Origin of the sequence: Collinsella sp. LCP19S3_D3 (assembly GCF_052121455.1) — a bacterium.
Taxonomy (GTDB): domain Bacteria; phylum Actinomycetota; class Coriobacteriia; order Coriobacteriales; family Coriobacteriaceae; genus Collinsella.
In genome coordinates this window covers 27,476-46,231 of record NZ_JBQKEF010000011.1, presented here as the reverse complement: position 1 = coordinate 46,231, position 18,756 = coordinate 27,476, and the positions used below count along the sequence as shown (strand labels likewise).

16 protein-coding genes and 1 tRNA gene are annotated in these 18,756 nt (G+C 56.1%); 14 read left to right on the top strand and 3 right to left on the bottom strand.

What is annotated here, in order from left to right; genetic code table 11:
• Nucleotides 1–111: 111 nt before the first annotated feature.
• The 9 genes from ACTQXM_RS05870 to ACTQXM_RS05830 all read left to right on the top strand — a co-directional run bounded on the left by ACTQXM_RS05870 (nt 112) and on the right by ACTQXM_RS05830 (nt 8,399).
• Nucleotides 112–528, top strand: coding sequence for a PTS sugar transporter subunit IIA (locus ACTQXM_RS05870; protein ID WP_055287649.1), 417 nt, complete (start codon nt 112–114; stop codon nt 526–528).
• 13 nt (nt 529–541) lie between these two features.
• Entirely contained in the window at nt 542–1,003 is a 462-nt protein-coding gene (locus tag ACTQXM_RS05865) for a PTS sugar transporter subunit IIB (protein ID WP_055287645.1), read from the top strand.
• A 27-nt stretch (nt 1,004–1,030) separates the two neighbouring features.
• Nucleotides 1,031–1,816 carry a PTS mannose/fructose/sorbose/N-acetylgalactosamine transporter subunit IIC gene (locus ACTQXM_RS05860; RefSeq protein ID WP_055310757.1) on the top strand — a complete coding sequence of 262 codons (786 nt, stop codon included), beginning with the start codon at nt 1,031–1,033 and terminating at the stop codon, nt 1,814–1,816.
• Nucleotides 1,803–2,633: a PTS system mannose/fructose/sorbose family transporter subunit IID gene (locus ACTQXM_RS05855; protein WP_055310758.1), complete on the top strand. Its 831-nt coding sequence runs from the start codon at nt 1,803–1,805 to the stop codon at nt 2,631–2,633. Before ACTQXM_RS05860 ends, ACTQXM_RS05855 begins: the two co-directional genes overlap by 14 nt.
• Before the next feature lie 48 nt (nt 2,634–2,681).
• Nucleotides 2,682–3,680 (top strand): SIS domain-containing protein, encoded by a 999-nt coding sequence (locus tag ACTQXM_RS05850; RefSeq protein WP_055310759.1) that lies wholly within the window; start codon nt 2,682–2,684, stop codon nt 3,678–3,680.
• A gap of 30 nt (nt 3,681–3,710) precedes the next feature.
• The gene (locus ACTQXM_RS05845) at nt 3,711–4,595 is read left to right on the top strand and encodes a PfkB family carbohydrate kinase (protein ID WP_226790463.1); all 885 of its coding nucleotides are present in this window, start codon (nt 3,711–3,713) and stop codon (nt 4,593–4,595) included.
• Nucleotides 4,596–4,693: 98 nt separating this feature from the next.
• Nucleotides 4,694–5,728 (top strand): SIS domain-containing protein, encoded by a 1,035-nt coding sequence (locus ACTQXM_RS05840; protein ID WP_099432596.1) that lies wholly within the window; start codon nt 4,694–4,696, stop codon nt 5,726–5,728.
• A gap of 119 nt (nt 5,729–5,847) precedes the next feature.
• A complete protein-coding gene (locus ACTQXM_RS05835) occupies nt 5,848–6,504 on the top strand; it encodes a PTS system mannose/fructose/sorbose family transporter subunit IID (RefSeq protein WP_441547621.1) in 657 nt (218 codons plus the stop codon).
• A 428-nt stretch (nt 6,505–6,932) separates the two neighbouring features.
• The gene (locus tag ACTQXM_RS05830; protein WP_152067326.1) at nt 6,933–8,399 is read left to right on the top strand and encodes an ATP-binding protein; all 1,467 of its coding nucleotides are present in this window, start codon (nt 6,933–6,935) and stop codon (nt 8,397–8,399) included.
• 100 nt (nt 8,400–8,499) lie between these two features.
• Here ACTQXM_RS05830 and ACTQXM_RS05825 read toward each other — a convergent pair whose 3' ends face one another.
• Nucleotides 8,500–8,991: a hypothetical protein gene (locus tag ACTQXM_RS05825; RefSeq protein WP_441537221.1), complete on the bottom strand. Its 492-nt coding sequence runs from the start codon at nt 8,989–8,991 to the stop codon at nt 8,500–8,502.
• A 215-nt stretch (nt 8,992–9,206) separates the two neighbouring features.
• On the opposite strand from ACTQXM_RS05825, the gene ACTQXM_RS05820 reads away from it, so the two are divergent.
• Entirely contained in the window at nt 9,207–10,289 is a 1,083-nt protein-coding gene (locus ACTQXM_RS05820; protein ID WP_441537222.1) for an HNH endonuclease, read from the top strand.
• 445 nt (nt 10,290–10,734) lie between these two features.
• On the opposite strand, the gene ACTQXM_RS05815 is transcribed toward ACTQXM_RS05820, so the two are convergent.
• On the bottom strand, nt 10,735–11,421 hold the full coding sequence (locus ACTQXM_RS05815; protein WP_441537223.1) for a DUF5710 domain-containing protein: 687 nt from the start codon (nt 11,419–11,421) through the stop codon (nt 10,735–10,737).
• A 297-nt stretch (nt 11,422–11,718) separates the two neighbouring features.
• On the opposite strand from ACTQXM_RS05815, the gene ACTQXM_RS05810 reads away from it, so the two are divergent.
• Nucleotides 11,719–12,822, top strand: coding sequence for a hypothetical protein (locus ACTQXM_RS05810; protein WP_195838592.1), 1,104 nt, complete (start codon nt 11,719–11,721; stop codon nt 12,820–12,822).
• A 545-nt stretch (nt 12,823–13,367) separates the two neighbouring features.
• On the opposite strand, the gene ACTQXM_RS05805 is transcribed toward ACTQXM_RS05810, so the two are convergent.
• Nucleotides 13,368–13,442 (bottom strand) — tRNA-Val (locus ACTQXM_RS05805).
• Between the two features lie 290 nt (nt 13,443–13,732).
• On the opposite strand from ACTQXM_RS05805, the gene ACTQXM_RS05800 reads away from it, so the two are divergent.
• The 3 genes from ACTQXM_RS05800 to glmM all read left to right on the top strand — a co-directional run bounded on the left by ACTQXM_RS05800 (nt 13,733) and on the right by glmM (nt 18,597).
• On the top strand, nt 13,733–14,755 hold the full coding sequence (locus tag ACTQXM_RS05800; RefSeq protein ID WP_441537224.1) for a DMT family transporter: 1,023 nt from the start codon (nt 13,733–13,735) through the stop codon (nt 14,753–14,755).
• Nucleotides 14,756–14,905: 150 nt separating this feature from the next.
• The gene (locus tag ACTQXM_RS05795; protein WP_441537225.1) at nt 14,906–17,182 is read left to right on the top strand and encodes a DUF4012 domain-containing protein; all 2,277 of its coding nucleotides are present in this window, start codon (nt 14,906–14,908) and stop codon (nt 17,180–17,182) included.
• Nucleotides 17,183–17,265: 83 nt separating this feature from the next.
• Nucleotides 17,266–18,597 (top strand): phosphoglucosamine mutase, encoded by a 1,332-nt coding sequence (gene glmM / locus ACTQXM_RS05790; RefSeq protein WP_441537226.1) that lies wholly within the window; start codon nt 17,266–17,268, stop codon nt 18,595–18,597.
• The last annotated feature ends 159 nt before the right edge of the window (nt 18,598–18,756 follow it).

Here is an 18,756-nt window from a genome sequence, read left to right as displayed (position 1 = left end):
AGGAAGCTTGATTGATCTGTCTTGACAAAGCGAAAGTTTCGAGGATACTGTAGATAACAATACAAAATATAACGTTCTATTAACAGATGATTGACTGAGATTGGGAGATAAATGAGGAAGTTGCTCTTGGCCAGCCATGGGCCACTTGCTAGAGCGATGCGTGAAACGCTCCAGCTATTTTGCGGTGAAGATCCTCGCGTTAAGGTGCTATGCGCATATGTCGATGAGGACACGATGGATGTAAACGAGTTGATAGATTTTTGGGACCGTTCTCGCGACCCAGCAGACCAGTGGATTGTCATCACTGATGTCTATGGTGGGTCAGTGAATAACGCTTTTATGGAAAGGTTGGGTGACGATTCTCTAAGGCTCATTGCCGGCATGTCGCTACCACTAGTGCTCGAAGTGTTTTCGAAATTGAGCACACTTGATGACGCCGAGCTCGCTGCATTGGTTTCAAGTGTCCGCCAAAAGGGCACATGCCTATGTTCGCTGCCAAATTCGGTAGAAGAAGACGAGGATTTTTGAGAAAGGAACAAAGATGATTAAGCTGCTGAGAGTTGACCATCGCTTGCTTCATGGTCAGGTTGCCATGACTTGGACGCAAGAGCTTGACACCAATTGCATTTTGATTGCCTGCGATGCGGTTGTGAAAGATGACGTGCGCAAGACGACGCTTAAGCTGGCACGTCCGGCAGGCGTCAAATTGGTTATCAAATCGGTCGATGATTCTATCGAGGCTCTTAGGAGCGGTGTGACCGATAAGTACCGTTTGTTCATTGTCGTTGAAAGCATCGAAGATGCTTACCGCTTGGCGAAGGGCTACAGCGAAATCAAGCATATCAACATTGGAGGAACGAAGCCGCGTGAGGGTGCAGATGTACGCCTATCTTCAACGGTTTTCGCTACCGATCGCGACGTGGAGCTTCTACATGAGCTCAGTGATGCCGGAATCGAGGTGGAGATCAGGCAGGTACCTAGAGACGAGAAGATTTTGATTTAAGCACATACAATAGAAAGGGGATCTCTCATGTTGACTCAAGCGATCCTTATCGGCCTCGTTGCAATGTGCGTGACATTTGAGTGGGCACTTGGCACTTGCCTTGCTTCTCGCCCGATTGTCACGGGCGTCCTCATCGGTCTTGTGATGGGTGATTTGCAGACGGGCATTATTGTCGGCGCCACGCTTGAAATGGTGTTCATTGGATCGGTTACCATCGGGGCGGCCGTTCCGCCTGACGTTATCACCGGTGGTATTTTGGGCACTGCCTTTGCAATTTCGACGGGTCAAGGCGCTGAAGTTGCGCTGACGCTCGCTTTTCCGATTGCGTCGCTTTATCTCATCATCGATAACGCGCTTACGCTGATCGTGATGCCGTTTTTCGTCCATAAAGCGGACGACTGTGTGGCAAAGGGCGACCTCAAAGGTATGGAGCGGATGCATCTGCTTGGTGGATTCATCGTCAAATCGCTTCCTCGCTTTTTCGTGTGCTCCCTTGCTTTCTATCTCGGAACGCCGGTTATGAACGCGGTGCTTAACGCAATTCCCGAGTTTGTAAGTAACGGCCTGGTTATTGCGGGTGGATTCATCCCTGCGCTCGGCATTGCACTGCTCGCTTCAATGATTGTCAACAAGCAGACTGCTATTTTCTTCGTGCTCGGGTTTGCGCTCTGTGCCTACATGAGCATTCCAATCCTTGGTATTGCCATCATTGGGCTTTGCCTCGCAGTAATCCTCGTGGTGGTCCAGCCAAACTTCATTGCTCAGACGCCACAGCTTAGTTCGGAAGGGAGCTTCGACGATGACGACTTCTAATGACACCAGTTCCAACAAGATTACAAAGCGTGATCTAAAATCGGTATTTTTCCGTTCGCTTACGATGGAGTACTCCTGGAACTACGAGCGCCAGCAGCACATGGGATACTGCTTCTCTATGCTTCCCATCATTCGTCGCGTGTATAAGAATAAGGATGACCAGGCTGCTGCTGCCAAGCGTCACATGGAGTTCTTCAACACCACTCCTTATGTCTCAACATTAATTCTGGGCATTTCGGCAGCGATGGAAGAGGCAAACGCTAACGAAGAGGATTTTGACGAATCCTCCATCAACAGCGTAAAGGCCGCTCTTATGAGCCCGCTGGCTGGCATCGGTGACTCTCTGTTCTGGGGAACGTTGCGTGTCATCGCCACTGGCTTGGGTGTGTCGCTTGCTATGCAGGGTAACATTCTCGGCCCGCTTCTCTTCCTTGTCGTATTCAATGTTCCGCATTATCTGATTCGTTGGTTCTGCCTTAAATGGGGCTATGGATTCGGAACCAGTTTCTTGAGCAAGATCGAGAAATCTGGTCTTATGCCAAAGCTCACTATGGGGGCTGCAATTCTCGGTCTTATGGTTATCGGCGCTATGGTGCCCAACCTTGTATCGGTCAGCGTGGCTGGTTCTCTCGGTACCGGCGACAGTGCGCAGACTATCCAAAGCATCATCGACGGTATCATGCCGAGCCTGCTGCCGCTGCTTGTGACACTTGGAGTTTACGAACTCGTCCAGCACAAGGTCAAGATTGCTTGGATTCTCGTTATTCTCATGGCGGTTGGTATCGTTGGCTCCTTCTTCGGAGTGTTTGCAATCTAAATGGTTGATTTCGCCGTCTGGCCCAATTGAATTAGAAAGGCATATCTCATGGTTTCATTTGATGAACAGGCAATTCTCGATAACGGTGCTTATATCTACAATCAACGTGCCGAAATTGAACGAATTGCTGACGAAATTTGCGAAAAGGGTTTCGATTCGATTTTCTTCACCTCGTCAGGTGGCTCGCTTGCGATGATGCAGCCGTTTGACTATATGGTTTCTGTTATGTCCGATATTCCCGTCCAGTCCCAAGTTTCGGCAGATTTCCTCACGGTTGGCAATCGGCGCATCGGTAAGGGGACCTTGGCGTTCATGGCGTCCAAGTCGGGCGACACTAAAGAGACGGTCGCGGCGGCAAAGGCGGCAAAAGACGCAGGCTGCACCATTGTCTCTACGCTTGGCGTGGACGGTTCACCGCTTGGTGAACTTTCCGATTATGGAGTGATCTATAAGCAGGGCCGTCCTATGGAGCTCGTGCTGTACCTTCTGATTGGAAAGATTCTCAAGAACAGGGGCTTTTTCGATGACTACGATCGCTTCGCTGATGAGCTTGTGAATCTCCCCGCTGCTCTCGTTTCCGTCGGCAAGAACGCTGACGAGATGGCTCGCGCATATGCTCTGAAGCACAAGGACGATCCGTATCAGATTTGGATTGGTTCTGGCAATCTGTGGGGCCCCACGTATTCGTTTGCCATGTGTGTGCTCGAGGAGTCCCAATGGCTGCGCACCAAATCCGTTACATCGCCTGAGTTCTTCCATGGCACTATCGAACTTGTTGAGCCGGGCGTTTGCGTCGCGCTCGCAATGACGGAGGCGCAGACTAGGCCTCTTGATGAGCGCGTTGCACGCTTCTGTAAGCAATATGCGGATGATTTCACCGTATTCGATACACATGATTATGAGTTGCCGGGTATCAGTGATGAATTCCGCTGGATGCTTTCTCCGGTGGTGCTCAATGCCATTCTCTCGCGTGTGAGCAAGAATTTCGAGGAAATTCGTGACCATTCGCTCGACATCCGCCGTTATTACCGCAAGGTCGAGTACTAATAAAGACCGTACGTGATGGGAGGCGTTGAGGTGAAAATCGCAGCAATTGGTGACAACGTTATTGATCGCTATCTCAACAAAGGCGTTATGTATCCTGGTGGCAATGCCGTAAACGTCGCTGCCCATGCAAGCATGCTTGGCGCACAGGCTGCGTATATTGGGGAGATCGGCAACGACCTGGGAGGGCGAATAATCACCGATGCCCTTTCTTCGCTGAACGTTGACCTTTCGCAATCATGCATGCCTGAAAAAGCAACAACCAAGACTTGCGATGTAAATGTTTACAACGGTGAACGTGTCGAAGTTGGTTACGATACGGGGGCTTGCTGGGCGCACAAAACCCATATCAACGATTCTGATGTCAAGTTTCTTCAGGGATTCGATGCGGTTTTTACCAGCGTCAATGCAAAGCTGCAGGATGATGTGCACCTAGTTCAAGATCTTCCCGCTGTGGTGGTTTACGACTTTTCCGTTAAAGATAAGTATCGAACCGACGCATACTTCGATCTTGTTTGCCCTGCTACAACCCTTGGTCTGTTTTCCTGTTCCGGCGAGAGCGATCAACAGATTCAAGTTCTATTGAAGAGGGCCATAGAGCATGGTTGTCGCTACACGATTGCTACACGGGGATCTGCAGGGCCTGTGTTCTTTGACGGTTCCCGATGGTACCAGGGAAATATAAGACCCGTAGATGCGCTTGACACCATGGGCGCGGGAGATTCGTATATCACTGCGTTTGTTGTGAGCTGTCTCTCGCATGGCTGGAGTAAAAAGCAACCGCTCGATGCGGAGATCATTCGGGATGCAATGGAATTCGCTGCTGACTATTCAGCTAAGAATTGCCTTAAACCCGGCGGCTTTGGATTCGAGCATAAACTCGCCGAGATGAAAGACGGCCAAGCTTCCATTTCCTAGAAAGGTATTTTTTTAGGTCATTAAGTATTAATACGTAGTGAAATGACAAGTTGTCAATTGAAACGAATTTCACTCTATTAAACGAAGGGATATTAGATATGTTCAATTTCGATGAGCCTCGTTACGAGAAGGTTGTGAGCGATGCCCTCGCTCTCCGTCCTCAGATTGAGGCTGCCGTGGACAAGGTCTGCGAGCAGGGCTATTCCAACATCTTCTTCATCGGCTGCGGCGGCACCTGGGCCCACACGCTCCCGATGAAGTATTGGGTCGAGACCACCACGGCCGACGTCGACGTCCACTGCGAGATTGCCGCTGAGTTCCTCGCATGCCCGCCCAAGGCCTTCAACAAGGACTCGGTCTGCGTCTTCTCCACCCGTACCGGCACCACCCCCGAGATCATCGAGGCCGCCAAGTTCTGCCAGGAGCAGGGTGCCCGCACGCTGATGTACGTCTCCAACGACAACACCCCGGCCACCGAGTACGCCGATTACAAGTTCTTCAGCTTCGCCGAGGACGACGTCCTGTGCGAGGCCATCTACACCTACCAGATCACGCTGGTCGCCCGCTTCCTCAAGAACGCCGGCGCCTTCCCCAAGTACGACACCTTCATGGAGGAGTTCGGCAACATCGCCCCGTACCTCATCAAGGCCAAGGACGCCCAGGACGAGCGCTGCGCCGCCATGGCCGAGGACTTCAAGGACACCGATTACCACATGGTGATTGGCTCCGGCATGCTCTGGGGTGAGGCCTACGACTACGCCATGTGCATCCTCGAGGAGATGCAGTGGATCAAGACCAAGTCTATCCACGCCGCCGAGTTCTTCCACGGCACCATCGAGCTGTGCGAGGAGGGCACGAGCCTCATCATGCTCTACGGCGAGGACGACACCCGTAAGCTCATGGACCGCGTGGACAACTTCACCCACATGCTCGCCGACGAGAAGGGCGTTAACGTCCGCGTGAACAAGTTTGACACCGCCGAGGTCGAGCTGCCGTTCAGCGACCCTGAGTTCCGCAAGATCGTCTCCCCGATGGTCACCTACACCATCACCGAGCGTCTGAGCTGCCATCTCGAGCACGTCCGTAACCACCCGCTCACCACGCGTCGCTACTACCACCAGATGAACTACTAATCCTTTCAAATTGCTGCTGTTGCCTGCAGGCGAGCTGTTCTGAACGTCTCGCCTGCAGGCTTATTTCTGGGGTTAATCAGAATAGCTGCCCAGTACCTCCTAGTTGCGCTGGTCGCATTATGGCGTCTGTGGACGAGCAAGCATTTGGCATTACGATGCTTGGTCGTCCGCTGTTTACGAGCCTGTTTGTCGGCTTGATCCTTGGCGATGTCCAGCAGGGCGTTATCGTCGGCGCTGCTTTGGAGTCCATGTTCATGGGCGCCATCATGGTCGGCGCGGCGGTTCCTCCCGAGGTCTATGTCTCCGGCGTGCTTGGCTGCGCGTTTGCCGTCATTACGGGTACGGGCACGGCAACTGCCGTCGTGCTCGCCCTTTCCGTCTCCGTCTTCCTTCTCTACTCGCTGACTAACTTTGCAACGCGTATCGTCGCAGCCCATCTGGGATACGACCTGGGAACCAAGTTCCTGCAGCAGTCCGAAGAGAACAACCTTATGTCTCGCATGACGCATGCTGCCGGTGTCCTCGGAATGACCGTTATCGGCGCCATGATTGCTGCACAGGTCTCACTGTCCACTGCTTTGACCTTTGACGTGGGTGGTTCGGAGATTGTCCTGCAGGATCTGTTCGATTCGATCTTCCCCGGTCTGCTGCCCTTGCTGGCAACCTTTGCCTGCGTCGCCCTGTACAAAAAGGGTGTCAAGACCATTTGGATCATCTTGGGCATCTTTGCGATCTGCATCATCGGAACGGGCTTGGGAGTGTTCGCGGCGGCGTAATGTTGACTGCTATGCTCGCGCGTTGGATAACTAACTGACCGTTTGAAAACGGGGCTCGGCGTAAGGCCGGCCCCGTTTTTTTTGAGGGATTTTCCGACTGTCCAAAAATCCACGCTCGTCCATTGCTTACGCATCTCTCATCTCTCATTCGTCACTAATACGAGAGATAACAGAAAGACGAGAGATGAATATGAGAGATAACTGAGCAGCAAAGAGACAAGAAATCACGGTATTGTCTCAATACTGATTGTTCTACCAGCAAAAACATGTTTAAATGAAACAGATGGTAGATATCTTATCTCTCATCTTTCACTCATCTCTAATACGAGAGATAACAGAGAGACAAGAGATAATTACGAGAGATAACTGAGAGACGAAGGAAATCTATTCGCGGCATTCTCCGCCGGACCGAGCGAAAGGACGTGCAGATGAACGAGAACGAACTGATCGGTCTGCTCGAGTCTTTAAGGCGCATGGGCTCGGACGATCTTAGCGTCGAGGTCAAGGAGAGCGCCACGACGCTTTCTCGCGACGTATGGGAAACGGTTAGCGCATTCGCGAATACCGCCGGCGGAATTATCGTGCTCGGCGTGAGCGAGCGCGCGGGCTTTGTCCCGGTTGAGGACTTTGAGACCGAGAAGGTGCTCAACCAATTTGTCGCAGGCATGGGTGATGCCGGCGGTCGCGGAAAACTGGCCAATCCGCCCAAATACACTATTGAGCGCGTGGAGCTTCGGGGCACCGTGGTTCTCGTTATCACGATTGAGGAGCTCGACCCGTCGAGCAAGCCCTGCTATGTAATAGAACGCGGCGCCCAGGGCGGCAGCTACAAGCGCATTGATGACAAAGACGTGCCACTTTCATCGACCGAGGTTTTGGCACTGTCGTCATACGAGCGGACGAGTCCTAGCGATCGCGATGCAGTGCCCGGCGCGGTTGCAGGCGATCTTGACGAGGCACTGGTCGATCGCACGATAGAGCGTGCTTTCTCGCTGACACCTCGGGCAATGCGCGGCGCGCCGGACAAGAAAACGAAGCTGGAGCGCCTGAATTTCCTCGACTCCCAGGGCAAAGTTACTAAGGCCGGGCTCCTGGCTGCGGGTGCCTATCCTCAGCAGTTCTATCCTAAGCTCTTTATCGATGTGGCGGTCTATGCCGGAACGCAGAAGGGCGCGGCGGGGTCGTTGAGGTTCATGGACCGTACGATCTGCGAGGGAACGTTGGGCGAAATGATCTCGGATGCCGTCGCGGCAGTCGCCAAGAATTTGCGGCGAACCTCGACGATCCAAGGCGTCTCGCGTGTCGACTCGCTGGAGATTCCCGAGGAGGTCCTGCGCGAGGCAATCGCCAACGCCGTAATCCACCGAGAATACGGAGATCGGTTCTGTGGGCAGTCGGTCGCTGTTGACGTCTTTGATGACCGTATCGAAGTGACGAACCCCGGCGGCCTATACGGAGGAAAGACTCGCGAGAACTTGTTTGACGGCAGCTCCCGGTGCCGCAACGCGACGCTCATGAAACTCATGTCGATTGTTCCGCTGCCGGATGGCGCAGGTTCGCCGGCTGAGGGCAATGGCTCGGGCATTCCGATGATGATCGACGCCATGTGTGCTCATGGTTTGGCCGAGCCCCTGTTCTGCCCGGGATTCGATCGGTTCAAAGTGGTTCTCTATCGCTCAAAGGTCGAGCCGGTCGACCACGGCGGTGACTTAATTGTGGCGGCACTTAAGCGTTGCGGTGAGCTGGGTACGCGCGAGTTGGCGGAGCACACAGGGCTCACAATTTCCCAGGTTAGGTCGCGCGTCAACACACTCATTGCTCAAGGCGAGCTTGAGCCTACAGCGCCGGCGACGAGTCGCAACCGCAAGTATCGACTGTCGGAGCGTGCGGAATAAATGCGCCAGCGGACGAGGTGACCCAATAATCGACTCTCGATTGGCGCCCGCTAAGGTAAGGCGGTTGTTGCCCAGTCGACGGCGAAGTTAAAAATCCGGCTTACGCTGGCATAGTCCCGAACCCATCCATCAAGAACAGCCTAAGAACCAGCTTGATGGCATATCCCGGTTTGATTTCTGCCGTGCCAAAGAGGTGGCGCTCGGCGAGCTCGCTGCAGTATGCGTAGATATCGCGGATAAGGTCCGCGCCCGAAAGCGTAAACATATAGCCCGCGTCCGAAAGCGCATTGGGCGCGGCGGGCAACTTGGCCATGTGGCAGAACGTCTGCAGGTCGGGCGCCATAACATTCTGGTAGTCGAGGTGGCCGCTGGCATCCTGTGCGGCAAGCTCCAATTGGCGCACAAAATCCAGCGCCGCCGCTAACACAAAGCTCGGCGTAGGCGCATTGACGTCCTGAGTGGTCGCCACAAGCCTGCCCGCCGCCTGCGTGACAAGCCAAGCGACCTCGCGCTGGCAGCGCACGGCCTTGCGCGTAACCGGCTTGATGGACGAAGAAGAAACGCTTCCCTTAGGCGGATTCGAAGCAGCCATAAGACCCTCCCATGAACAATCCGGCCCAATAAGCCCGGATGAAACACGTGCTACATCAGTATACAGGGGAGTGGGATAGCGGGGTATGAGCGCGCCAGCGGCAAACCGAGAGCATCAACGATGTGCCGATCGCGGAATGAGATCTCGTAATAATTGACTCTCGGCCATATTATTGAGGGGCATGACTCGCGTTCGTATGGTTGTAGGTGCTGGCGATGAACGACATTGACCTTGCTGTTCCGTTGATGGATGGACCAAGCTATGACCGTGCCTGCAGTCTCGTGCCTTCCGAATACGTTGAGGCATGGGAGTGGTTTCTGGGTGAGGAGCAGCGCGGCGGCGTTTGGACCAGCCTTCCGCACCGCACCAAGGAAGATAGCCCTCAGTATCAGTATCGTTTGAGAATTGGCGCGGACTTCTTTCCCGTAACGCGGGATTCAGGGATCTTCTGGCCGGGCCAGGATCGGGTGAAGCAAGATCCCAATAAGATCTTTGCGCTTTCGGTCCATAACTCTAAAAAGAGCTTCTACACCGATGTTCCTCCGCTCTATTTGGATGACGGTACGTGGGTCATTAAGTATTCGGTTCAAGCGCCAGGCGCCGTTGGTTCTCGAGACCAGAATTACAACCGTAAAATGCTCAACTGCATGGAATATGGCGTTCCAGTTGGAGTCATATTTGCAACCGAGGTGGGCTATAAGGTGCTCGGCCTTGCGTTTGTTGAACGGTTTGAACCCGAAAACGGCTGGTTTGTTCTGCATGGTCCCGTTCATAAAGGCGGGCCTGATCCTCGTTTTGCGTCCGACATGAGCTATCTGAAGCACATGTCAGCCGACATTGAGTTTGCCGGACAGAGTGCGACCGATGACGAAAAAGTTCGCTATGCGTTGAGACGCGAGCGATTGGGGCAGCAATGGTTCCGCAAGCAGCTCATTGCCGCCTATGATGGTCGCTGCGCGGTGTCGGGTTGTGGGGTTAACGAGGCACTGGAGGCTGCACATATCGAGAATTACTCGGGACCCAAATCACAGGTTGCCAGCAATGGCATTCTGCTTCGGCGCGATTTTCATGCTCTATTCGATGCTCATCTGATTTCGTTTGAGCCTGTTTGCGACGAATATCGGCTGTGCGGATCGTACCTGCTGGATAAGACCGACTACGCTTCCTTTGCAGGTGCGACGCTAAGGCAGCCGAATGAGCGTCAGTGGCGACCCAATGCGGTGTTTCTCGAGGCCCATCGCATTGAGTTTGATCGCTCGGAAAAGAAGCGTGAAAAGGCGGGGCTTCTGCCGTATTAGCGTATTTGGCTTCGGCGGTCTTTTACGATCGTGTTGTTTGATCGGATCGCGTGGCGATGCAATCTCGTGCACGCCCGCCGGTGCATGCTCTTCCTGATTTGGATAGCGAGAGAGGAGCGCGTGTGAGCTGGCGAGGCGATATTGCGATGGGGAAGTACGGAAAACTGCCGTGTGCCCTTATCGACAACAATATGTTTCCGGGCGTAGAGGTTGATTGCGGGTCATTTGCCGTCGCCTGTCCTTGTTGCGGCTCGCAAATACCGTGTCTCGATATTCGGTTCATCGATGCGCGCGACAGACTCAGCGACGAAGTGAGAAAACGGACGGGCGTTCATATGCCGGTGTATCCGGAGGAATGCCCTGTTTGCGGCCTCGATATCGTGTATGACGTTTGCGACGAGGGATAGGCGATGCGGAGGAGCTGGCTGTGAAGGCCTCTCCGTCTCTACAAATAAACCCCCTCACCGAGCTTCTTGTGGAACTCGGCGTGATGGTCGCGTGCCCAGGTAAAGAGTGCCTGGTCAAAATTGGTATGCGTGGCCGGAACGCCAAAGACGCCGGCAACTTCGACGCGCACAAACTCCAGTGCCGGCAGCTTGTTGATGGCAGTGAGGGCAAACGGGGACGTGGGTTCTTCGAACAGATAGCGGCTGCCTTGCAGCGCGTCGCAACTGGTGCACGTGTTGCCGAGTGACGGGGCTTTGGAGGCTCGCGCGCCTACGGGCTTGTAGCCACAGCGCTTAGAAAGATAGTCGCGGATCTCGCCCGGGACGCAGCCAAGAGCGGGAACAATGGCGAGTGCGTTGGCATTGGTCGTGTCGATGGCAATGTGCCCGGCCTTGTTGGGTGCGTGAGCGATGGCGATGCCCTCGCTGTCATCGGTTCGATAGGGAATGCCGAAGGCCGCGACCGAGGTCTCTTTGTGACACTTCCAGCACTCGCGCTTGCCCAGTACTAGATATATATACGGCGCAGAGGGGTCGGATCGGTCAACACCGGGCAGCCACTCGGCAAAGGGCTCGGGGTTGACGCCGCTGGGTACATACCAGATCTTCTTGGTCCGGTCCCATTTGGCGCCCAGCGCCTTGGCTTCTTCTTTGCGCGAAAAGGGAACATCGAGCTCGGTGCGCATGGTGGCTCCTTGGTGCTGCAGGTGTAAGTGGCTCAAGGATACCGCAGGGTGTGGACGTTGTGGCGTTTTGCCGAGAAGCCGCGGTGCGGACTGGTTGGTTACGCCTTGGATAAACTGGCAAGTAGATGGTTGGCTTTTGGCCAGTTGGGCGGCAACCTTGCCAAAAACTTGACGGATTGCGGTTTGGGCATCGTCGAATGAACACTTTGGCGCACCTCGGCGAAAAAACCGCCGGTCGTTTGTCGGAAACTTAACAGAACCGCCAGCCGCCGCCGGCGTGCGTGCTATCTTCGCGCCATGAGGTACTTTATCGTTTCACATAACGCCGCATTGGCGCTGTTGGCGCACATGCCGAACCCTCGCTTTGGGGATTCGGAGCCAGAGGTCGTGTCGATTGCAGGTGCCTGTGCGCTCTTGGACCAAGAAGCGCAGGAGGTTATCGATCGCTATGACCTGGGGATCGAAACGCTGGATTTGCTGGTGCCGTCGCGCGCCGGCCGTCGGCAGAGCAAGCATGTTAAGACGCATCTGTGCACCAACGAGCTCCCGGCGGGTTCGTTTATCTCGCTGGGCCACTGGATGGGCGACCTTGATGCGTATGTGTGCTCTCCCGAGCTGGCGTTTTTGCAGGCTGTGCACGATGGCGATGTGGCAGCGGCCGTCTATGCCGGCTATGCGATGACATCGGATTACCGGCTGGATAACCTTGCTCCCGGTGGGGTAACAGGCAGGGATGCGGGCATGCGCGATAGCAGGCTCACGACTAAGGAGCTCATCGCGGCGTATATCGAGAAGTCACCCAAGGTGAGGGGTATCGCGAAGGCAAAGGCGCTGCTTGCATATGTGATCGAGGGGTCGCGCTCTCCGAGGGAGTCGGGGCTCTGCATGTTTATGTCGCTGCCTGCGCGCTACGGCGGGTATGCATTGGGTAAGGCCGAACTTAACAAGAAGGTCTTCATTCGCGATGGATACAATGACGGACGTGATCACAAGCTTCGTGTGTTGGAGCGCACACCCGACATAACGCTTACGGCTAAAGTCGAGGTGGGCATGGATAAAGTAAAGGCCGGGCTGCTGCCAGAGGTGCTGACCGCGATGGTCGATTACGATAGCGATGCCATTCATGACGGACGCGAGAAGATTTACAAGGATGCCGAGCGCCGCAACGAGTTGGAGCTGTTGAGCGGCGTGGCACACTTCACCGTGACGACTGAGCAGGCAAATGACTACGACAAGCTCATCCGGCTGTGCGAACGCATCCGACGGAAGCTGCACCGGAACAAGCGACCCATTTTTAACAAGCCCATGAGCGAGGAGCAGCGATACTTTGCCCTCAAGCGCGTCGAAGCGAAGCGGTTTAAGCTTTGGCAGGCCGTAATCGAGGCGCGTCAACATTGGTAGGGGCGGTTGCTGGGCATGGGACCAGGGGCCTCATTGTCAGGTCTAATACTTTTCCCGAGAAGTGAACGAGTCAAAACGGACCCCCGAAACATCGACACTTTTGGTGGCTTATTTCCTGCGGTTTTATCATTGGAATCCTGCGGTTTTGGCTGTAAAAAGTGTGGATGCTTCGGGGGTCCAAATAAGGTCGTTCACTTCTCGGGAAAAGTATTAGACCTGATTATGGGAAGGCTGTCCGGATGTGGCCGCGAGGCTTGCGAAGGCCAGATCGGGGCAGTCGCCAAGGCTGTTTGGGTAATTTTGGGGCTGATTGGGGCAGTCGCCGAGGTTGTCTGGGCGACTTTGGGTGTGGCAGGGGTAATTGCCGGCGATACCGAAGCAACTTGGGGTCTGCCGGGATGATTGCCGGTTATGTAGAGGCGGTATCAGCCTCGATTGGGATGGTTATTGGAGCTGCCGAAGCGGTTTTGGGTGCCACGGCGCCCTTTTGGCTTAGCAGATAAAACAAAACAGCCCAGAGGCATAGCCTCTGGGCTGCGAACATTTGGTGGGCGTTAGAAGATTTGAACTTCTGACCTCTTCCGTGTCAGGGAAGCGCTCTCCCCCTGAGCTAAACGCCCGATCAAGGGTGCGCAAGTGCGCAAGGGATAATATAACGGAGCTTGAACTCGGTGGCAAGAATATTTTTTAAAATCGCTAACGTTATGGAATCAAAGGGCTTTGTCGCGCCCATTTTAAAAGAGCTCGCTGCCGTGATTTGGCTGTCGCATAATGCAAAGCCGTTGCGATGCCGAACCATGGAAGAGACGTCTGCGGAATTGTCCTACCGATAAGCGGACAAGCCCCCAGCTGGTGCCTTCGCCGTGGTAAGGTAAGCCGAATTGTTTCCAGACTGTTTCGGGGGAGCGGGATGAGCAGAGAGCGTGTCGAGCAGGTCGAAGGCGCAGGGGCTTCGGTGCCGATGACCGATATATCGAACATTGATGTGCCCGAGGGCACCGATGAGCTCAGCCGCAGCACCCGCCGTGCATGGCGCGACCGCCTCAACGATGCCCAGACGCGCAAGATGATCGTGGGCATGTTGGCTACGCTCGTGGGCGGCTCGTTTTGGGGCTTCTCGGGCACCAGCGCGAGTTTTTTGTTCGATACCTACCATGTCGATACGCTGTGGCTTATGAGCATACGACAGATTCTCGCCGGCCTGCTCTTTATGGCTGTGGTTGTCACGCGCGACCGCGCACGCCTGGTTAAGCTTTGGACGACGCCGACCGACCGCAAGCAGCTGTTGCTCTTTACCGCCTTTGGCCTGCTGTTCAACCAGTTTTGCTATCTTTCGGCCGTGCGTCTGACCAATGCCGGAACTGCGACGGTGCTTCAGTGCCTGCAGCTGGTCATCATCATGGGCTACACCTGCGTGGTCGATCGCCGCATGCCGCGCGCTCGCGAGGCGATCGGCATTGGTCTGGCCCTGGGCGGCACCTTTTTAATCGCTACCGGCGGTGATCCCACCAGCCTGAGCATCTCGCCGCTCGGCCTGGTTGCGGGCCTTATGTGTGCGGTCAGCGCCACCTGCATGGCGGTGATTCCCGCCAAAATTCTGCCAGAATACGGCAGCCCCATCGTTACGGGCTCAGCCATGCTCACGGCTGGTATCGTCACCTGCACTATCGTGCAGCCTTGGGCCCATATGCCGGCGCTCGATGCCGCCGGCGTCGAGGCACTCGCGGTGTTTGTGGTCGTGGGCTCGTTTTTGGCGTACATGCTCTATATGCAGGGCGTCAAGGACATCGGCTCGGTGCGCGCGAGCCTCATCGGGACCGTGGAGCCGGTCTCGGCAACCATTACCAGCGCCGTTATGCTGGGCACGGTATTTTTGCCGACCGACCTTATCGGCTTTGCCATGATTATCGTAATGATGTTTTTAACGGTGTAGTCGACGCAGCGGCTGATACAAGCTAAAAACTGAATAGGGATTCGCGCATGTTGCGTGTAATCAGGACGCATGTCTGGAGTTTAGCTGCGCGCGTTCAATATGACATAAACTGATAACGTTTATCGACTTTTGTATTGTGAGGATTTCTCTATGGCTGGAAATCATTTTAAGGGTAGCGGAGACGGCCGTCCGGCGGTCCCGCCGCGTTCTAATGGGGCGGGAAGGCCCGGCGCTCCGGGCGGCATTGGCCAGAACGGCGCCGGCAATCGCACGTCTCCGGGCGAGACGGCGATGTTTACCGCTCTGTATGAGCAATCTCAGAAGGCAAAAAAGGCCGCCCGCGCAAACGGTCAGGCCGCTGCGACCGGGGCTACCCCCGCAGTGCCGCCGCGCGAGGTCTCCGCAAATCCCGCGGGCAACGCGGGCAGCGCCAATGCTGCCGGCAACGCCTCGTCGTCCAAGGATGTAGGAATCACGGGCAACTTGGGCACGATTTACACGGGAGCTTCCGAGACCGGCACGTTTGCCCGTCTGGACGATAGCGGTGCCGAGTTTGTGGGCTCGGGTTCCAAAGAAGACTATTACGATTTTGGCCTGAACTACGGCGGCGGCACTTCGTCGAGCACGACGTCGGACGGGCTGGTCCGTCATCGTCATCGCAAGGGCGAGAACAAGAACCGTTATGCCGCCACAGCGGTCGTTGCTGTCGTCGCGGTTGTCCTCGTTGCACTTGGCGTGAGCGGCTTCATGTTCTTTAACTCGGCAAAGACCGTGAAGGCTCAGGCAAAGGAGGCCGTGGGTATCGTCGCAGACCTTAAGGGTAAGGTCACGTCGGGCGATTTTTCGACCTTGCCCGACGATACGAAGAAGATCAACGACCTTTGCAGCAGCATGAAGACGGAGACCTCGAGCCCGCTGTGGACGATGGCCTCGTTTGTCCCGGTGTACGGCAGCGACATTAATGCCGCCCGCACCATGGTCGACGCTCTGTCCGATGTTTCGAGCGGCGCGCTGGTCCCCATGGCCGATAATCTCGCTCAGGCAACGCCCGGCAAGCTGTTCCAGGACGGAACAATCAACGTGTCCGCGCTGCAGGCGGTCGCCGATTCGCTCTCCGATAGCTCGAGGGCGTTCAAGAGCGCCAACAAAAAGGTGCAGGGTATTGGCGATACGCATATCGCCCAGGTGACTGAGCTGGTCGATAAGGCAAAGGACGGCTTTGCCACTCTGGACGGTGTAGTCGACGCGGCAGAGAAGATCGCCCCCGTTCTGCCCCAGATGCTCGGCGCCAACGGTCAGACGCGCAACTATCTTGTGTATGCCATGAACAACGTCGAGATTCGTGCTTGCGGCGGTTTTGGTGGTTCGCAGGGCCTGATTTCGGTCACCGACGGCCAGATGTCGATCGGTGACTTTGTTCCACGTATTGCGCGTAGCAAAGACGAGGCGGTTGAGAGCGTCGACGAAGAGGACGAGGCACTGTTTGGTGACCACAGTAACCTGTACAACTCTGGTAACGCGTATTCGCCCGATTGGCCCCGCAACTCGCAGCGTGTCGCCGCGCTGTGGAAGTCCCAGTATGGGCAGGACGTTGATGGCGTCGTCGGCATCGATCCGGTGTTCTTGCAGTACCTGCTGGGCCTTGTCGGTAATGTCTCGCTGCCTGATGGTACGGTCGTCGACGGTACCAACGCAGCGAAGGTTCTCATGCACGATGTGTACTGGAACTATCCGGTCGAGGAGTCGGACGGCATCTTTGCATCCGTCGCCAGCGCTGCCTTCGACAAGATTCTCGGTGGCATCGGTGACGTCGACGTTACGAAGCTTGTCGGTGCATTCGAGCGCGGTGCCGAAGAGGGCCGTCTGATTGCTTGGATGAGAAACAATGATGAGCAGAATGCCATCAAGGAGACAGGCATTGACGCTTCGCTGCCCGATCCGGATGATCCGAGTGCCGATCCCGTTGCCGGCGTTTACTTTAACAACCTGAGCTTCTCCAAGCTCGATTGGTATCTGAACGCCGATACGCAGATTGGCCAGGGCATCAAGAACGGCGACGGCACGTGCTCGTATCGCATCACCGTTACCCTGACGAACATCATGACGCAGGAGGAGGCAGGCAAGCTGCCCGACTACGTCGCAGCGAGCGCGCCCGACGCCGCGCGCGACGACGAGCGTCTGAATGTCTCACTGTTTGCCCCGACGGGCGGCAACATCAGTGGCCTTACGGTTGAGGGCACCCAGTTTGGTCTTGGCGCCGCTACGTGGCATGGAATCCCCTTCTATTCGGGCACCGTTGACCTGCATGCTGGCGAGACGACGACGATCACGTATACGCTGACCACGTCGGCCGAGGCGGGGGACAAGCCGCTTGCGCTGCGTCAGACTCCTACATGCCAGGCGGCTCGCGATAGCGCGTCGGCGTAGGGTTTTTCTGGTAGCGCAGATAATCGAGTACCATTTTGGGGCGGACAGGCAATCTGTTCGCCCCTATTTTGTAAGGAGATCGCATGAAGTACTTTGGCACCGACGGATTTCGCGGCGAGGCCAACGTTGGGCTGACCGTGGAGCACGCGTACAAGATCGGCCGCTTTGTGGGCTGGTATTACGGCGCCAGGCGCGGGGCCAAGGCGCGCGTGATCGTGGGTAAGGACACGCGTCGCTCGAGCTATATGTTCGAGGCGGCGCTGGTGAGCGGTCTGGTTGCGAGCGGCGCAGACGCCTATATGCTGCATGTGATTCCTACGCCGGGCGTGGCGCACCAGACCGTGGAGGGCTGCTTCGATTGCGGCATCATGATCAGTGCGAGCCACAATCCGTTTTGCGATAACGGCATTAAGCTGGTCAACAGCGACGGCTTTAAGATGGACGAGGACGTGCTGGAGCTCATCGAGGACTACATCGATGGCAAGAGCGAGGTGCCGCTGGCCACGGGCAACCACATTGGCGCCACGGTTGACTACATGCAGGGCCGCAACCGCTACATTGCCTCGCTCATTGCAAGCGCGAACTTTTCGCTGCAGGGCGTCAAGATTGGCATTGACTGCGCCAACGGCTCGGCGTCCTCGGTGGCCAAGCCGGTGTTCGATGCGCTCGGCGCCGATGTGCGCGTGATTAACGCCGCACCCGACGGCTTTAACATTAACGTCGACTGCGGCTCTACGCATATGGAGCGCCTGCAGCGCCATGTGGTGGAGCAAGGCTTGGACGTGGGCTTTGCCTACGACGGCGATGCCGATCGCTGCCTGGCCGTGGACGAGCGCGGCCGCGTGGTCGACGGCGACCAGATTCTGTACGTGTGCGGCGTGTATCTTAACAAGCACGGGCGCCTCTCGGGCGGTACCGTGGTGCCGACGATCGCCAGCAACTTTGGCCTGATTAAGTCGCTGGAGCTTGCCGGCCTGAGTGCCGTGACCAGCGGCGTGGGCGACCGCCACGTGTATGCCAAGATGCGCGAGGGCGGCTACAGCCTGGGTGGCGAGCAGACGGGCCATACGATCTTTGGCGATATCGAGCGTACGGGCGACGGCATTATGACCTCGCTGCGTGTGATGGAAGTGATTCGTGCCGAACGCGAGACGCTTTCGCAGCTCGCGGTGCCGTGCAAGCTGCTGCCGCAGGCGCAGGTTGCCGTACGCGTGGCGGACAAGGATGCTGCGCTGGGCAACATGGGCGTGCAGGCCGCCATTGCCGAGGCCGAGGCGTCGCTGGCGGGCGAGGGCCGCGTGCTCGTGCGCAAGAGCGGAACCGAGTCGGTGATTCGCGTGCTGGCCGAGGCTCCGGACCAATCGGCCGCCGACGCCGCCATGAAGCGCATCGCCGCTGCACTCGAAGCTCTGTAGTTACGCGGTTTTACCAAACCGCGTAACCGCTCGACCCTACAAACGGCCCCAAGCGGCAATCTGGCATTCAATTTCAAGGGCGCGACCAGAAGGTCAGCGCCCTTTCATTTCACGTCACCTTGCTCGCTTGGGGCCGTTTTCGCTGACGTTGCCAAGACA

Coding starts and splice junctions, on each gene's coding strand:
- ACTQXM_RS05865 (WP_055287645.1), top strand. CDS start 542: ATGATTAAGCTGCTGAGAGTTGACCATCGCTTGCTTCATGGTCAGGTT.
- ACTQXM_RS05820 (WP_441537222.1), top strand. CDS start 9,207: ATGAACGACATTGACCTTGCTGTTCCGTTGATGGATGGACCAAGCTAT.
- ACTQXM_RS05825 (WP_441537221.1), bottom strand. CDS start 8,991: ATGGCTGCTTCGAATCCGCCTAAGGGAAGCGTTTCTTCTTCGTCCATC.
- ACTQXM_RS05860 (WP_055310757.1), top strand. CDS start 1,031: ATGTTGACTCAAGCGATCCTTATCGGCCTCGTTGCAATGTGCGTGACA.
- ACTQXM_RS05815 (WP_441537223.1), bottom strand. CDS start 11,421: ATGCGCACCGAGCTCGATGTTCCCTTTTCGCGCAAAGAAGAAGCCAAG.
- ACTQXM_RS05870 (WP_055287649.1), top strand. CDS start 112: ATGAGGAAGTTGCTCTTGGCCAGCCATGGGCCACTTGCTAGAGCGATG.
- ACTQXM_RS05810 (WP_195838592.1), top strand. CDS start 11,719: ATGAGGTACTTTATCGTTTCACATAACGCCGCATTGGCGCTGTTGGCG.
- ACTQXM_RS05855 (WP_055310758.1), top strand. CDS start 1,803: ATGACGACTTCTAATGACACCAGTTCCAACAAGATTACAAAGCGTGAT.
- ACTQXM_RS05795 (WP_441537225.1), top strand. CDS start 14,906: ATGGCTGGAAATCATTTTAAGGGTAGCGGAGACGGCCGTCCGGCGGTC.
- ACTQXM_RS05850 (WP_055310759.1), top strand. CDS start 2,682: ATGGTTTCATTTGATGAACAGGCAATTCTCGATAACGGTGCTTATATC.
- ACTQXM_RS05840 (WP_099432596.1), top strand. CDS start 4,694: ATGTTCAATTTCGATGAGCCTCGTTACGAGAAGGTTGTGAGCGATGCC.
- glmM (WP_441537226.1), top strand. CDS start 17,266: ATGAAGTACTTTGGCACCGACGGATTTCGCGGCGAGGCCAACGTTGGG.
- ACTQXM_RS05835 (WP_441547621.1), top strand. CDS start 5,848: ATGGCGTCTGTGGACGAGCAAGCATTTGGCATTACGATGCTTGGTCGT.
- ACTQXM_RS05800 (WP_441537224.1), top strand. CDS start 13,733: ATGAGCAGAGAGCGTGTCGAGCAGGTCGAAGGCGCAGGGGCTTCGGTG.
- ACTQXM_RS05830 (WP_152067326.1), top strand. CDS start 6,933: ATGAACGAGAACGAACTGATCGGTCTGCTCGAGTCTTTAAGGCGCATG.